This window comes from Chryseobacterium sp. JK1 (assembly GCF_050632815.1).
Taxonomy (GTDB): domain Bacteria; phylum Bacteroidota; class Bacteroidia; order Flavobacteriales; family Weeksellaceae; genus Chryseobacterium.
Genome location: NZ_JBODRU010000003.1, coordinates 45104 through 61897, shown reverse-complemented (window position 1 = coordinate 61897; position 16794 = coordinate 45104). Strand labels below are relative to the sequence as shown.

12 protein-coding genes are annotated in these 16794 nt (G+C 36.1%); 7 read left to right on the top strand and 5 right to left on the bottom strand.

The window, feature by feature from the left end:
• Positions 1–71 precede the first annotated feature (71 nt).
• The 4 genes from ACQ76T_RS16900 to ACQ76T_RS16885 all read right to left on the bottom strand — a co-directional run bounded on the left by ACQ76T_RS16900 (position 72) and on the right by ACQ76T_RS16885 (position 5784).
• A complete protein-coding gene (locus ACQ76T_RS16900; RefSeq protein ID WP_431344437.1) occupies positions 72–1931 on the bottom strand; it encodes a CocE/NonD family hydrolase in 1860 nt (619 codons plus the stop codon).
• Positions 1932–2082: 151 nt separating this feature from the next.
• Positions 2083–4788 (bottom strand): outer membrane beta-barrel protein, encoded by a 2706-nt coding sequence (locus ACQ76T_RS16895; protein WP_431344436.1) that lies wholly within the window; start codon positions 4786–4788, stop codon positions 2083–2085.
• Positions 4789–4875: 87 nt separating this feature from the next.
• A complete protein-coding gene (locus ACQ76T_RS16890) occupies positions 4876–5295 on the bottom strand; it encodes an SH3 domain-containing protein (RefSeq protein ID WP_431344435.1) in 420 nt (139 codons plus the stop codon).
• A gap of 6 nt (positions 5296–5301) precedes the next feature.
• The gene (locus ACQ76T_RS16885; RefSeq protein WP_431344434.1) at positions 5302–5784 is read right to left on the bottom strand and encodes a BON domain-containing protein; all 483 of its coding nucleotides are present in this window, start codon (positions 5782–5784) and stop codon (positions 5302–5304) included.
• A gap of 220 nt (positions 5785–6004) precedes the next feature.
• Here ACQ76T_RS16885 and ACQ76T_RS16880 point away from each other — a divergent pair, with 220 nt between their 5' ends.
• Genes ACQ76T_RS16880 through ACQ76T_RS16865 form a run of 4 tightly spaced genes read left to right on the top strand, consistent with a single transcriptional unit; the run spans position 6005 to position 9671 of the window.
• Positions 6005–7255, top strand: coding sequence for a dicarboxylate/amino acid:cation symporter (locus ACQ76T_RS16880; protein ID WP_431344433.1), 1251 nt, complete (start codon positions 6005–6007; stop codon positions 7253–7255).
• Between the two features lie 3 nt (positions 7256–7258).
• Entirely contained in the window at positions 7259–7981 is a 723-nt protein-coding gene (locus ACQ76T_RS16875; RefSeq protein ID WP_431344432.1) for a phytanoyl-CoA dioxygenase family protein, read from the top strand.
• An 8-nt stretch (positions 7982–7989) separates the two neighbouring features.
• On the top strand, positions 7990–8667 hold the full coding sequence (gene pnuC, locus ACQ76T_RS16870; RefSeq protein ID WP_431344431.1) for a nicotinamide riboside transporter PnuC: 678 nt from the start codon (positions 7990–7992) through the stop codon (positions 8665–8667).
• The gene (locus ACQ76T_RS16865; protein ID WP_431344430.1) at positions 8664–9671 is read left to right on the top strand and encodes an AAA family ATPase; all 1008 of its coding nucleotides are present in this window, start codon (positions 8664–8666) and stop codon (positions 9669–9671) included. Before pnuC ends, ACQ76T_RS16865 begins: the two co-directional genes overlap by 4 nt.
• Positions 9672–9858: 187 nt before the next feature.
• Here the strand turns inward: ACQ76T_RS16865 and ACQ76T_RS16860 are convergent, their stop codons facing one another.
• Positions 9859–12660 (bottom strand): GH92 family glycosyl hydrolase, encoded by a 2802-nt coding sequence (locus ACQ76T_RS16860; protein WP_431344429.1) that lies wholly within the window; start codon positions 12658–12660, stop codon positions 9859–9861.
• Positions 12661–12755: 95 nt separating this feature from the next.
• On the opposite strand from ACQ76T_RS16860, the gene ACQ76T_RS16855 reads away from it, so the two are divergent.
• The 3 genes from ACQ76T_RS16855 to ACQ76T_RS16845 all read left to right on the top strand — a co-directional run bounded on the left by ACQ76T_RS16855 (position 12756) and on the right by ACQ76T_RS16845 (position 16703).
• The gene (locus ACQ76T_RS16855) at positions 12756–15098 is read left to right on the top strand and encodes a TonB-dependent receptor domain-containing protein (protein ID WP_431344428.1); all 2343 of its coding nucleotides are present in this window, start codon (positions 12756–12758) and stop codon (positions 15096–15098) included.
• A 199-nt stretch (positions 15099–15297) separates the two neighbouring features.
• Complete coding sequence (locus ACQ76T_RS16850; RefSeq protein ID WP_422693687.1) at positions 15298–16404, top strand: Mrp/NBP35 family ATP-binding protein; 1107 nt, start codon at positions 15298–15300, stop codon at positions 16402–16404.
• 50 nt (positions 16405–16454) lie between these two features.
• Complete coding sequence (locus ACQ76T_RS16845) at positions 16455–16703, top strand: NifU family protein (protein ID WP_045500144.1); 249 nt, start codon at positions 16455–16457, stop codon at positions 16701–16703.
• Positions 16704–16794 lie beyond the last annotated feature (91 nt).

The following is a 16794-nucleotide window of genomic DNA, read 5'->3' as shown; positions in this document are numbered from 1 at the left end:
AGGTTTAAAACCTTGACAAGGCTAAAATTTCTAAAGCAAAAAAGCTGTTCAAAACGAACAGCTTTTTCAATTTATTTAATAATCTCAGCTTCAATAGAACTGTCATCGTATACTTTAATAAATGCCTTGGTATAATCCTCTTTAGTGGCAAAATTCGGATTATCTAAAAATTTCTGTGGATTGATCGCAAAAAGCGGAAACCATGTACTGCTGATCTGGATCTGAATTTTGTGGCCTTTCTTAAAAGTATGAACCACATCCTGAAGTCTGAAATTGACAGCCGTTTTCTGATTGGCAACCAAAGCTTCTCCTTTTTCTCTTGAATTTCTGAATCTCGCAGGCATAATTTCACTTCTTACCATCTGGTGGTAGTTTCCGTAGATAACACCGTCTTTCTTTTCTACAGGTTTGAAATCTTCAGGATATACATCAATTAATTTTACAGCAAAATCTGCATCTGTAGAGGTTGACGCAATATTCAATTTAGCCATAATTTCACCTGCAAATGCCATATTTTCGGTCAAAACATCTGTGGTGAACGTTAATACATCAGGTCTTCCTACTGCAAATCTCTGATCCTCCGACATATAATTTTTCGGAGTAAATCCATTAAAATCTTTTAAATGATCAGAACTTAAAACCGGATTATCAGGATCACTGTAATATTCTGAATATCCTTGTCCTGCTGTCTTTTTTAATGTTTTATCAGCTAGGTAAAAATTAACTTTCTGGGCGTTTTTTGGTGGATAAGAAGTAAATTCTTTCCATTCTTTAGCTCCAGTATCATACATCAAAGCTTCCGGAAGTCCTGCATCTTCTTTCGTATTTCCTTTCAGATAATGTTTGAAGAATCTGGTTTCAATATTTTTCTGATAATAAGTGGCAATACTATCTCCAAAATAAGTTTCACTGTGGAAATGTTTTCCCTGTTCCTGCGACCATCCTCCATGAGAGAAAGGTCCCATTACGATTGTATTCTTAGCTTTTGGACTTGTTTTTTCAATCGTTTTATAGATGTTCAGAGGGCCGGAAAGATCTTCTGCATCAAACCAACCTCCAACAGTCATTACCGCATGATTGATGTTTTTTAAATGAGGAAGAAGTCCTCTTTTCTGCCAAAATTCATCATAATTAGTATGATTCATAATCTCCGTCATGAAGAAATTATCTTTGTAGTATTTTTCATAAGCATCTTTCAGGGTTCCAAGATCTCTGTAGAACTTTAATCCGTCTTCAGAAGTCTGTTTGATGAAAGAATCCATGTACCAAGCTTTGTTTTCAGGCTTTGTTTTTTGAACTCCAAATACTGGGAAAGTTCTGAAATATCCCAACATGAATCTTCCGTTGTGAAGAAAATCATCATTCCAGAAATCAGAAATGGGAGCCTGTGGAGAAGAGGCAACAAGAGCCGGATGCTGAGATAATGTTCCTACAGCAGTATAAAAACCTGGATAAGAGGTTCCGAATTGTCCTACTTTACCATTGTTGTCTTTAACGTTTTTTAAAAGCCATTCGATCGTATCATACGTATCTGTACTTTCATCAGTATCTTTTTTCGTTTTATGTTCCACCTGTGGAGTCATGTTGGTAAAAGTGCCTTCACTCATATATCTTCCGCGTACATCCTGATAAACAAAAATGTATTTGTCATTCATCAAATAAGTATTGGGGCCAATTTTTGTTTTGTATTCATTTTCCCCGTAAGGTGCAATGCTGTAGCAGGTTCTCTGCATCAGAAAAGGATATTTGTTCTTATTTGAAATATCTTTCGGAATGTAAACTGCCGTAAAAAGTTTCACACCATCACGCATAGGAATATAAAATTCTTTCTTGGTGAAATTGTCTTTAACGAAATTGTCTTTCTGTTCCGTTTTTTGAGCCTTTCCAAGAATGAAAAAAAGAATAAATAAAACTGAAATATGGATTTTCATAAAAAAAATTTGGTGCTAATTTAAAAATAAAAACACGTTTAGCGATGAATCTTCTTTAAAAAGCTTTTTCTGGGAAAAAATAAGGTATACAAGAGAATCGGCCGGAGATGTCCGGCCGATGATTTTTAATTATATAGAATTATAATGTTTTCTACCTTTTACCTTTAAACTGGTTTAGTTTCATACTCAGGGAAAACATAATGTAACGCTTTAGAATCAAATCCTCACGGTCTTCAAAATAAGTGTCTGTAATATTCCTTTTTACACTTTGATTCTGATTTAATACATCATAGATCTTCACTTTTGCCGTAAACTGTTTTTTATAGAAAGAGTATCCCAGGCTGGTGTTCCAGAAGTAAAAATCTTTTTTAAATCCTGCTGCAATATTGGAGTTGGTATTATATTCGAAATCATTTCCGAAAATCAATCGGCTTTGGAACAGATAATTGGTTAATTCCAGCTTTAACGATTGGCTGGCGGTATTTACACTTTTAATATCAGAATTTGAATATCTGGAAAAAGTATAATTGATTTTATAAGAGGGTTTTATGCTAAGCTTATCCTTAATATCAAAATTTAGATGTAAGGTCGGACTTATATTATACGAATTACTTTTAATAAGCTGTCCATTGATAGAACTGTTGTTATACATATAATTCATCATAAACCTAGGGCTTATGACCAATTTTTTATCCTGCCATTTAAAAGTTTTGCTCAAACTGGAACTAATATTGAACCCTTTATTTCCACTGATATTGTCATAAGTGACAATCTGCTTTCCGGCATCATCATATCGGGTGTAATTGATTATATCGTTGTTTCTGTAAGTAAAACCTGCATTGATGTAATAATTGGTGCCAGAAACCATGTTATAGCTGTTAAAAGATACCATACTGCTGTTCATCCAGGAATTTTTCAGGTCTGGATTTCCGGTGTACGTAGACAAAGGATCAGATTCATCTTTGTAAGGAATTAATTTTTCAGCACTTGGAACAGTAAAGCTCGAAGAGTTTGAGAATATTAATCTTTGACGCTCTGAAAGGGAATATTGAACATTCACCATATATCTTGGAAGAACAAAGTTTTTTTTCAGCTCATAATTCTGGCCTTTAAAAACAGAATTTACTTTCATATCCGAAATATCAAGATTTACGCTGGTCCATGTACTTATTTTCTTTTTGTTAAGATAAAAAGACAGCTCAGGAGAAAACTGATTGATTTTTTGTTCCATACTGTTGGACAGGAGAATGTTGTATTTGGAATACTGTCCGGTAGTTTCATCAAAATCATTAAAATCTCTGAAATCCCGCGATAATTTCGAACTGTAATTTATCTCCATACTGATTGATGCAGAATCGGAGATAGGTTCCGTATACGCTGCCGTGAAGCTATAGTCATTACCCTGGCTTCGGTTTTTCTGTAGCTGGTTCCTGTTATCTGCAGTTGTTCCGGATTCTCCATAGAATGTATTTTCTGATTGATTGACGGTATTTGTTAAAGATTCGGAAATAGAAGTATTCATTCTTACAGACAATGAACGTCCTTTTTTCTTCAGATTTTTAGAAAAGCTGATGTTAGGGCTGAAAGTATTATTTTGATTGTTTGAAAAACTCGAAGACTGACTCTTATTAAGGAGCTGATCATTTTTTGACGTTGAAGATTTTGATTGGCTGGAACTACTGCTTTCCGATTTTGAAAAAGAAGGAGATATATAAAGATTTGTTTCAGGATCCAGCTTTATTCTGGTTGAGTTATCAAAATTATATTGCCTGGATTCATTTTCACCACTGTTTTCAGAATTGGTTTTCAGAATATTGTTTGGAAGCAAAGTCGTTCTGGATACTTTAGAAGCCGTTTCCTGATTAGACTCTGAATATTTTAAGCTGAGATTATCAAGATCTGCATCCGTGGAAATTTTATCATTATAATTCAGTCCGATCGTTGAAGACCTTTGAATTCCGCCACCACTGCTTTGTGTTCCACCCCCGCGAATGCTTCCCATATTGTCGAAAACATTATCTCCGGAAACACTTTTTGAATTGATATTATTAGAAGACAGCATAAGACTGAGCTTGGTATCACCTTTAAAATAGCTCACCATTCCGCTTCCTTCATATCGTTTGTCGGAACCATATCCGATGATAGCTCTTGCAATCAGTCCTTTATTTTTCTTTTCATCGATATTGAAGTTGATGGTTGTATTTTGAGATTTTGGAGGCCTTTTGCTGAATTCCTCCTCTTTCGTTTTAGTAGTTGTAACCTGAACGTTTTTAATAATATCTGCCGGGAGGTTTTGTAGAGCCATTTTACCGTCTTTGTCAAAAAAAGGTTTTCCATTCACCATAATCTGATCTACGGTCTTTCCGTTCACGGTAATCTTATCATCATTGCTTATTTCCACTCCGGGAATTTGTTTCAGAAGTTCCTGAATGTTACTGTCAGGTCTTACTTTGAAGGCTGATGCATTGAACTCCACCGTATCTTTTTTGATTTTTATTGGAGCAACGGTGATTTTTACCTCATCGATATTGATGATTTTTTTAGATTCAAGTTTTATATCTCCCAGAGAGAGGGGCTCATTAATTTTTTCAAATACTTTGGTGTAGGAAAATTTTTCAGTATCAATTTTCAGAATTGAAGGCTCTTTCTGCTCATCAATTTTCAAAGAAAATTTTCCCTCTTTATTACTGGCCGTATAATTGACAATAGACGAATCTTTTGCCTTCAGCAGGTAAACAGTAACGTTTTCGATCGGTTTTTTTTCTACATCAGTTACTTTTCCATCAATATACAGCTTTTGGGCGTTGATAACTACCATATTGCATATTAACATCCATAACAATAAGACTTTCTTCATTTGTTTTTCAAAGCGGTAAAAATAAAAAAACATCCCAATTATAGGGATGTTTCTTACAAGTATTTATAAAAAATTATCTTTTTTTAACTATGCTCTCAAATATCTTGAGTAAGCATATCCTTCCTGCCCGTCGGCCGTTTTCACTTTCCACCAGTCATCAGAAGTTTGTTCTATTAGCGTTACAGAAGATCCTTTGGAAGCTTTGCCTACCACAGCAGCTTCAGTAGAAGGTTCCTGTCTGATGTTCAGATTAGATTCTTCCGTTGCAACCGTTAAAGAGGCTCCGGATGCAAGGCCTGCAACCTGCACATCAATATTGATATCTGAAGAAGAATACGTAGAGTCAATAGCTCCCAGAGCGTTCCATACAGCATCTTTAGCAGCAGTATTGGAAGCATTTCCGGAAACATACAAAATTCCGTCCTGTTCCTGAACCTGTAGGTTTGAAATTCCTGCGGACTGTGCTGCTGAAACTACACTTGAATATTTATCTTGTAATTCGCTCATCTTAAATTATTTTACAGTTAGGTTGTTGTTATATTTTCCGATTTTCAAAGCATCTACAGATTCTTTGATCTTTCTTGCCTGAAGGCTGGAAACATTTCCTGTAAGGGTAAGTTGTCCGTTTACAACTTCTACTTTTACAGAAGGGAAATCTTTCACAGCATCCTGAACTTTTTTCTGAACAGCAGGATCTACGGCAGAGGAAGTTTCAACTGGAGGTGGAGGTGGAGCAACAGTAGACATATCCATAACATCTTTTACTCCGTTGATCGCTTTAAGTTTAGCAATCATTGCGTCTTTAGACTGAGGGTTTTCGAAAGTACCGCTTAAGTGAGCAACACCATCTTTTACTTCAACAGAAGCATTGGGATTAGAAGTTACTACAGTTGTAGCTTGGGTCTGAAGATCGGCATCAGAAACTTTCTTTTTACAAGAAACTGCTCCGAAAGATACAGCTACAGCTAATGCAGCCATTGCGATAGTTTTTTTCATATTGTATATTTATTAAGGTTGTTACACTACCAAATGTAATAATAAAATTTGTACCAAAAGAATAAAAAATCAATAAATCTTTTTAAAATTTTTTGCAATATTTTCGAAACCAGACTTTTAATTTTTAGGGATTAAAAACTGAATGTAAAATTAACCTGTAGTGAAGAAAATCTTCTGTCAATTGAAAAACTATTATATTTGCGCAAATTGAACTATATATATGAAAGGACAGAATAAACTTTTTATAGCAATTATCATTGCACTTATCCTGGGAGTAGGAATTGGAGGAGTAGTACACGTGAAGTACCCGGAAAGTGCAGAACCTTTTTCCAAGAATATCAAATTATTGGGAACTGTTTTCATCAGATTGGTACAGATGATTATTGCGCCATTGGTTTTTACTACTTTGGTGGTGGGAATTGCCAAAATGAGTGATATCAAAATGATCGGAAGAGTAGGTACAAAAGCAATGCTTTGGTTTATTTCCGCATCTTTGGTGTCTCTTTTCATCGGATTGATTCTTGTTAACTGGCTGGAGCCGGGGCACGTTACAAAACTTCCTATTCAGGATGTAGCTTCTGCCGACGAGCTTCTTAAAAGCAGCAAGAGCTTTTCTATGGAAGACTTTGTAAAACACATGATTCCTAAAAGTTTATTTGAAGCTTTTGCAACCAATGAAGTACTTCAGATTGTGGTATTTGCCATTATGTTCGGAGTCGCGTTGGCAAATTTAGGAGAAGCGTATTCCCAGCCTGTTGTAAAGCTTTTTGATATTATTGCCCATGCTATCCTTAAAATGGTTGGTTACATCATGTGGTTTGCTCCGTTTGGAGTATTGGGAGCTATTGCAGCTGTAGTGGCTACCAATGGTTTTGAAATCTTTAAAGTGTATGCAATCTATTTAAGAGATTTCTTCTTTGCGATAGGGGTGCTTTGGTTGGTCCTTTTATTAGTAGGATATTTTATCTTGGGAAATCGTCTTTTCGATCTTTTAAAGAGAATTAAAGAGCCATTATTGATCGCTTTCTCTACCACAAGTTCAGAAGCTGTATTTCCGAAACTGGTAGAAGAACTTGAAAAATTTGGATGTAACAGCAGAGTGGTATCTTTTATTTTACCATTAGGATATTCTTTCAACCTGGATGGAAGTATGATGTATATGACATTCGCTTCAATCTTCATCGCACAGATCTATGGTATTGAAATGACTCTTGGACAGCAGATTACCATGCTTTTGGTGCTAATGCTTACTTCAAAAGGAATTGCCGGAGTTCCGAGAGCTTCACTGGTAATCATTGTAGCAACATGTTCTATGTTTGGAATTCCGCCGGAGGGGATTGCTTTAATCTTACCAATTGACCATTTCTGCGATATGGGAAGAAGTATGACCAACGTATTAGGAAATACCCTGGCTACTTCAGCAGTATCTAAGTGGGAAGGGCAGTTAACCGAACCTTTAGACAAAATTTAAATAATGAGTTTAAAAAACTTAGAATCTTATAAAAGCCATATTGAAAAATATGGCTTTTCAGTTATCAATGAAGTGTTTTCCGATGCAGAGGTTGTTCAAATAATTCATGTTTTGGACCATATAGATACTTCAAAAGAGAACTTCAGAAAGTCGGAAGACTTATTTGCCATAAGACAGTTTCTGAAGGAAGTTCCAGAAATTAAACACCTCATCTTTAATGATAACATCAAAAAGATCATTAAGGAAATCTTTGGTGACCAATATTTTGTGGTGAAAAGTATTTACTTTGATAAACCTGAAACCTCCAACTGGTATGTTGCCTATCATCAGGATCTGACTATTTCAGTGGATAAAAAATTGGAGTTATCTGGTTTTGGTCCGTGGACCACAAAGCAAAATCAGTTTGCTGTACAACCTCCGTTGAATATTTTAGAAAATATTTATACCATTAGGATCCATCTGGATGAGACGGATGAAAATAACGGAGCATTAAAGGTAGTTCCAAAATCTCACGCAAAAGGAATTTACAGACCGGAAACCATTGATTGGACTACAGAAACAGAAGAAATCTGTAAGGTAGAAAAAGGCGGAATTATGATAATGAAACCTCTTATTTTACACGGTTCAAATAGAACAACAAACGGAAAGAAAAGACGGGTAATTCATATTGAGTTTTCTGATGTAGAACTTCCGGAAGTCCTGCAATGGTCGGAAAGACTGAATTAATGAAAATAATGAATGATATTTTAAAATCATGGAAGCCATTTGAGATCGTATGGCTTCTTTCATTTTCACTGCTTGGTGTGGGAATTGCCGTGGTCAGCAAAGATAACTGGCTTAATTTTTTCGTACTGATATCCGGAATATTATGTGTTGTTTTGGCAGCAAAAGGAAGTATTTGGAATTATATTATCGGAACTTTAAATACCGTAGCTTACGCTTTTGTAGCCTATCAAAATGGCTTGTTTGGAGAACTTGGGCTCTATCTGTTGTTTTTTCTGCCGATGAATGTTTTCGGTTATTTTATGTGGAAAAAACATACCAAAAATGATATTGTGGAAATGAAATCTCTTCAGTTGAAATCCTTGCTGACTGTTTTCGTTCTTACGGCTTTGGGTTGTGCTGTGCTTGGATATTTGCTGTCACTGTTAAAAGATCAGAATACCCCTTATCTCGATGGAATGTCTACTATCATTTCAATTACAGCGACTATTCTGATGATTCTCCGCTACAAAGAACAATGGCTGCTCTATATCATCTTAAATATTGTTACCGTTATCATCTGGATCATAAGAACCTTGGACGGAAGTGAAAGCGGAATCATGATGATTGCCATGTGGTCTGCTTTTCTGATTAATGCAGGCTATGGATATTACAACTGGAATAAAGGAAGTAAAGAAGAAAAAGAATGAAAAAAACAGGACTCACATTAGGAAAATATGCCCCGTTTCATAAAGGCCATCAGTTTGTTTTCGATACTGCATTAGCTGAAGTAGATGAGCTGGTCGTACTGATCTATGATACGGATGTTATTGAAACGCCTTTACATATCCGGGCAGGATGGATCAGAAGTCTCTATCCGAAGGCTGAAGTGATAGAATGTTGGGATGGCCCGGATGGATATTCCAATGAAAGGTGGTTTGAGATTATGCAGGAAGAGTATATTATTAAAATGCTGGATGGAAGGGAAATCACTCATTTCTATTCCAGTGAATTTTACGGCGATCATGTAAGTAAAGCTTTGAATGCAATAGACCGGAGAGTAGATGAAGCGAGAGCTATAGTTCCCATTTCTGCAACAAAAATACGGGAGAACTCTTTTGGTTATAAAGAGTATGTAAGCAATATTGTATACAAAGACCTTATTACCAAAGCTGTTTTTCTGGGAGCGATGTCTTCAGGGAAATCTACACTTACAGAAGCTTTGGCAAAAAAATTCAATACCACTTTCGCTCCGGAATACGGAAGAGAATACTGGACAGAACATCAGATCAATCGGAGGATTGGTTTTGAGGATTTCAATGTAATAGCCAAAAGACATATCGAAATTGAGGACCGTGAGATTGCCAATGCTAATCAATATTTTTTTGTTGATACTAATGCGATTACCACCTATATGTTTGCCATGGATTATCATGGGAAATCTCCCGATTTCTTAACCAGAACCGCTGATCTGAACTATAAAAGATATGATCTGTTTTTTCTATGTGATATAGATATTCCCTACGATGATACATGGGATAGAAGTGGAACTCAGAAAAGAGAAGTTTTCCAAAAGCAGATCATTGCAGATCTCAAAGAAAGGAATATTCCGTATATTTTGTTGTCAGGAAGTCTTGAAGAAAGAATCAGAAAAGTGGAGAAGATTCTCTCTGAATTCAGAAAATATTCGAATTATTTTGGCTCCGGAATTTGATATTATACAGTTGTTTAAACCTTATAGGTTTTTAAAACCTATAAGGTTTAGGATAGAAGGTTTCAGAAGAATTATTTTTTTAAATTTATCTAATAAGTTTCATTGCACAAAAATTCTAAGTTTTTAAAAACTTAAATGTGGAAGTCTTTTCAATTAAGTAATTTTTCACAGATTAGAATTTAATAAACTATTTCACCGAAATTTCATCAATAAAAATATAAGCGTCTCCGCCCGCTCCCTGATGCCATTCCGGAAGTTTTCCGAAGTAATAGGCTTTTACTTTGATATACCGGGCTTCGGTAGGGAGAATTTCTGTAGAAAAATCCTTGATCTGTACATTTTCATCTTTAGGATCGATAGAATTATCTATTGTTTTGAGGAGGATAAAATCTTTTCCGTTCATAGAGGCATAATATTCCACTTTTTTAGGCATCATAATCCAGGCTCTGCTGTCCTGGAGATAGGTAGAGGATAGCTGTGTAATCTGCTGAGGGGATTTAAAATCAATAATCGCTTCAAAATCCTGCCCCTGGTAACCATGCCATTCTCCTTTTCTCCAGTTGATGTCTCCTCGAATTCCGTCAATGAGGGCCAGTTTTCCAGTGGCAGTATATTGTGGAGTTGCTTTTGAAAGAATAATAATATCCCAGTAATTGGGTCTTCGGTTGAAATTGGCAGTGGTAACCGAACTCTTTTCACCGTTTCTTTCGGCATAAGCCATCACCTGAGTCGTTTTACTGATGGAGAAAGGTTCTTTATATGCAGTAAACGTCTTTCTTTTATTAGCGTCCGATTCATCCAGAGTCATGTAATATAGCTTGTCTCCTGGGTTCAATGAGGTGATTTCTACTTTTGTATTAAAATCAAATATTCTTTCTGCCGCAATTAGCGGAGAAGCCGTTAACTGAGCATATTTAAAATCTTTAACAGGTTTTACATTTTCAAAGCCAAGCTTTTTCAGTTCAGTTTTAGCGGTATTTTTGGTAATTGTTCTTGTGGTTCCGTCTTCAAGGTGAATTTTAATTTCGTCAAAATAAGGCGTTGTCGTTTCCCATTCCGGAAGTCCCGGAGTTACAGAATAAATTCCCATTGAGCTTAAAACATACCAGGCGCTCATCTGGCCACAGTCTTCATTTCCGATCAGTCCATCAGGAGTGTTTTTATAAAAATTATCAAGAATATATTTGATTTTAGCATCAGTTTTTTCAGGTTTATCTACAAAATTGTACAGATAAGCGATATGGTGGCTTGGCTCATTACCTTGTGCATACTGTCCCATAAGTCCTGTAATATCTACCTGCTCTCTACCTGTTGTTTTATCCGGAGCAGTAAAGATGGCATCAATAAACTGCTCAAACTTTTCTTTTCCGCCATGAGCAGCAATAAGCCCAGGAATATCCTGCTGTACAGAATAAGAATAATGCCATGAATTTCCCTCTGTATAATTATTATTAACCTCTCTAGGATCAAAAGGTTCATACCAGCTTCCGTTCTTTCTTGGCTGCATAAAACCTGTTGTAGGGTTGTAAAGGTTTTTCCAGTTCTGAGAGCGTTTCATGAAATACTGATACTCTTCTTTCTTTCCTAAAATCTTTGCCATTTGCGCAATACACCAGTCATCATAGGCATATTCTACCGTTTTGGAAACACTTTCATGTTCATCATCTATACTGATGTAATTATTCTGTTTATAAGCATTCAGTCCGAAAATATCCTGCATGGCGGAGCCTTTGGATGCCTGAAAAGCTTTCTCATAATCAAACCCCTGAATTCCTTTAGCCATAGCATCTGCGATAACCGATACAGCGTGGTAGCCAATCATACATTCTGTTTCATTGGATGCGAGTTCCCATACCGGAAGTTTTCCGCCCTGTTCATATTGTTTGATAAAGGTATTGATGAAGTCTGCCGTTCTTTTCCTGTCAATCAAAGTCATCAGTGGATGAGCTCCTCTGAAAGTATCCCAAAGGGAGAATACAGTATAATAATCGAATCCGTTGGCGGAGTATATCTTATTGTCTCTGCCACGGTATTTTCCATCTACATCCATATTGATATTAGGCTGTGTGAAAACATGATAAAGAGCCGTATAGAAAATGGATAATTTGTTTGGGTCATCAGATTTTACTTCAATTTTTGAAAGTTCCTTATCCCAAGCCGTTTCTGCCTGTTTTTTTACGGTTTCAAAATCTTTGATCTTCCCTTCTGCCAACATATTTTTTTCTGCTCCTTCATATCCGGTGGGAGAAAGAGATACTTTTACATGGATGGTTTCTCCTTTTTTAACCTCAGTAGAAAAGGCCAAAGCCAGTTTTGTTCCGGTAAAAAGATGACTTTCCTGTTTTCCGTTGACTTCTTTTTTAGAAATTTTCATCGGTTTTGAAAACTCAATTCTGGCATAAACATATTGATTCTTAGCCCAGGCCTCACTTCTTCTGAATACTTCAATCGTTTTATCATCAATGATCTTTACTTCACCTTCAAGAAGCTTATCTCTGTGATTCAGGTCTAAAATGATATTGGCCTTACCCGCGTTGTTGTATATATATTCGTGATAACCTACTCTCTGTGTAGTGGTAAGGCGGACATTGATATTGTTTTTATCTAATTTGACTGAATAAAACCCTGCTGTTGCTTTTTCATTGTTATGAGAAAACTGAGAAGAATAATCTTTACTGTTCAGGCTTGGATTTCCCATGGTAGGCATCAGCATAATGTCCCCATAATCTGAAACCCCGGTTCCGTTGAGGTGAGTATGAGAAAAACCATAGATCACCGAATCTGAATAATGATATCCGCTGCAGCCGTCCCAGCTTCCGTCAATTCTGGTATCAGGTGAAAGCTGCACCATACCAAAAGGAACAATTGCTCCCGGAAAAGTATGTCCGTGACCTCCGGTTCCAATGAATGGATTTACATATTGAGAATAATTTTGTGCGGAAATAACCTGAGTGATAAATAAAGAAAATGCAATAAGCCTTTTTTTCATATTCTAATTTTATAACAGCGAATATATCGAAAAAGGGGCATACGGATGTAATAAAAACAGAGTACACATTGTCTTATTAAAAACGATAATAAACTATGAGAAAAGTATTCCTTTCTGTGATCATGCTGCTGCCGGTAATAGCATTCTCCCAAAGTATAGCAGGGAAAATTACTCAAACCGGAAATGGAGTTTCCTATGTTGAGATAGTGGCCATTAAAGATCAACAAAGACAGACCGCGATTTCGGACGAAAAAGGAAATTACTCACTGAAACTTTTGGAGAACGGAAATTACAATATAAAGCTGATTCAGGATGGAACAGAAATATCCAATACTGAACTTATTATAAACGGGGACGTAAAAAAAGATTTTTTTATTGAAAAAAAAAATGAAAAGCAGATTGAAGGAGTTACTCTTACCGCCAGAAAAAAACTGATAGAAAGAAAAGCAGACAGGTTGGTTTTTAACGTTGCCAATTCTGTAGCCTCTCAGGGAATGGATGGTGCTGATGCGCTGGGAACAACCCCGTTGGTAAAGGTAGATGAGAATTCGGGAATTTCAATTGCCGGGAAGAGTGGAGTGGCAATTATGATCAATGAAAGAATACTGAATCTTTCAGGAAGTGAATTGGTAAACTATCTTAAAAGCCTGCGATCTGAAAATATTGAGAAAATTGAAGTGATTACAACACCTCCCGCAAAATACGAAGCACAGGGAAACAGTGGAATTATCAATATTGTTCTGAAAAAAAATCAAAACTTTGGATGGAGCGGCAGTTTTACAACCAGTCTTCAACAGCAGACGTATACGGGGTTTTCCAACAGTGCGGGAATCAATTATCAGAATGAAAGACTACGCTCTTCATTGAAGCTCAGACAGTCTCAGTATAAAAAACATTCTTATGAAAATTATAGAATAGAAGGTTTTGACGGACTTAAAAGTAATGATAACAGACAGGATTTCGGAGACGGATTGGGTGCTAATTTAAGTGTTGATTATCAGCTAAGTAAAAAATCAAATATTGGATTCGTCTACGATTATGGGTTTGGACATACCAATATGGATATTGTGAATACTTCAGATTATTTTCAGAACAATCAGTATACCAATACGCTGCTTACCAATTCGGAGCACAGAGCAACGGGAAAACAAAATACGATAAGTGCCTATTATGACGTGAAATTCGGAAAACAGGATAATAAACTGAGTGTTACCGGTAATTATTTTTCCAATATTCCGGAGACAATCATTGATTTTACAACCAAAGAAAATTCCGGAGACCAGTTTATCGTTAAGTCTCCATCTAAAGTTGATTATAAAATTTATTCCGGGCAGGCAGACCTTACGTTACCATATCAGTTTGCAAAAATGGAAACTGGGGTGAAGTTTACCAATTTTGATAACAATTCAACTATTTTCTATCAGAACCTGGAGAACGGGAATTATGTTACAGACCCTATCAAAAGCAACGAATTTCAATACAATGAGAAAAACTACGCAGCATACATCAGCTTTGAAAAATCTTTTAATGAGAAATGGTCTGCAAAAGCAGGATTGCGTTATGAATACTCCACAGTGAATGGGAATTCATTAACTTCGGGTCAGCAGACAGAAAATTCATATGGGAAATTTTTTCCAACAGCTTATATTTCTTATAAAAGTAATGAGAATCATACGTTCAGTCTCAATTATTCCAAAAGAATCAACAGACCGGATTTCAGAGCGATCAATCCGTATCGATGGTATGTTAATATCAACTCTTATTCTACTGGAAATCCTTTTTTGAAGCCATCTTTCAATCATAATATTGAATTTTCCTATGTGTACAAAGGGAAGTTATCCGCATCAGCGTACTACCAAAGAAAATTGGATGGTTTTAGTCGAATTGTCAGTCTTGAAGGTGAGAAGAGGACCAGTACTTTTGCTAATTTTTATAATGTGAACAGTATAGGACTTTCGCTGAATTATTCCGATACTTTTTTTAAAATGTGGGAAGCCAATTATGCAGCAGATTTATCGTATATGTCGACCAGTGTTTTCGCTACTGATGCAGCGTCCAGAAAGGGAAGTGGCTATGAGTTTAATTTTCAGAACAATCTGTCTCTCAATAAAAATAAAACGGTTCAACTGATTCTGAACTACTGGATGAGGCTGCCTTCCAATTCAGGAAATGCACGTTGGGATTATCTGGGGAATTTTACAACGGGTCTGAAAATGAATTTTATGGAAAAAGATTTACAGATTAATGTCTTCGTTTCAGATATTTTCAAGGAATCTAAGAGTAAAGGAAGTATTTTTTATACTACCGGAACCCATTTTTTCAACAATTATTACGATGCAAGGAGACTGAATGTATCGGCCAGTTATACTTTCGGAAATAAAAAAGTAAAAGGAGCAGACCGTAATATAAAATTTGAAGAAAAAAACAGAGCAAATTGATGACGAATAAAGTATTTTACCCTGTTTCTGTTCATTAAATTCTGCGGCACAATTTGGCATTTATAAGTAGTTTCTGATGATGATTTTCTGAAGGATAAAATACTGTAGGTCTGAGTTTACAAAAGAATTTATCTATGATAGTGTTTACTTATTCTAAATAGGCAAAAAATCCGTAAATTTGTAAACAATTTATATTTATATGTTGACGAAAGAAAAGGTTCAGGATTTCCTTAAAGAAATAGAAGTAGACGATTTGGTGAATAATCTTCAGATTATGGGTGATGATGTTTATATCGACATGACTGCTCATTCACCAGCGATGCACGAAAAGAAAAAACTGGAAGCTGCTATGAAGCAGGCTTTTGCCAGTGAGTTTGGAGAAAATATTAATCTAAAACTTAAAATCGCTTCACCGGAGCCTAGTGAAATTCAGCAAAGTCAGATCAAAGGAAAACAAATTCCTGGAATTCAAAATATTATTGCGATCGCTTCCGGAAAAGGAGGAGTAGGAAAATCTACAGTTTCTGCAAATATGGCAGTAACATTAGCTAAAATGGGTTTCAAAGTAGGGTTATTGGATGCCGATATTTATGGGCCGTCTGTTCCTACCATGTTTGATACAGAAGGTGAAAAACCTATTTCTGTAGAAGTAAACGGGAAAAGCTTAATGAAACCTGTTGAGAACTATGGCGTGAAAATGCTTTCTATAGGATATTTCTCAGGAGCTAATCAGGCTGTAGTTTGGAGAGGACCGATGGCATCTAAAGCTTTGAATCAGATGATCAGAGATGCGGCATGGGGAGAATTGGATTTCTTATTGATCGACCTTCCTCCGGGAACAGGTGATATTCACTTATCAATCATCCAGGAAGTACCTGTAACAGGGGCTGTGATTGTAAGTACACCTCAGCACGTAGCGTTGGCAGACGTAAGAAAAGGTATTGCAATGTTCCAAATGGAAAGTATTAATATTCCGGTTCTTGGATTAATCGAAAATATGGCGTATTTTACACCGGAAGAACTTCCTGAAAATAAATATTATATTTTTGGAAACCAAGGAGCACAATATTTAGCTGAAGATCTGAATATTCCTGTATTGGGAGAGATTCCTTTGATCCAAAGCATCAGAGAAGCAGGAGATGTAGGAAGACCGGCTGCATTGCAGGAAGGATCTAAAATTGCAGATATCTACACAGAAACGGCAAGAAAAATGGTAGAAAGTTTAGTGGAAAGAAACAAAAACCTTCCTCCAACTGAAGCTGTGAAGATTTCTACAATGGCAGGTTGCTCTCCAAAAGCGAAATAATAACAACTTTCAATTAACATTGGAAAAAACCGAATTGAACTGAAAAAAATATGGAAACAAACATAACGCACGAAGATACAGTAACAAGAGTAATGGAAGCTCTGGAAAGCATCAGACCGTTTTTGAATAAAGACGGAGGTGACATCGAGCTTATTGATGTGAAAGATAATCAGGTTTTTGTAAAGCTTTTGGGAAACTGTTCCGGATGTTCATTAAACTTTTCAACCCTGAAATTGGGCGTTGAAAATACGATCAAACAACACGCTCCGGAGATTGAAAAAGTAGTAAATGTAGAGTAAGAACTACATAGAAGATATTTTTTGAAGACAGCCTTTTTTAGGGGCTGTCTTTTTTTTGTTTACATTAAAAGAAGAAAGTTATCAGCCAAAC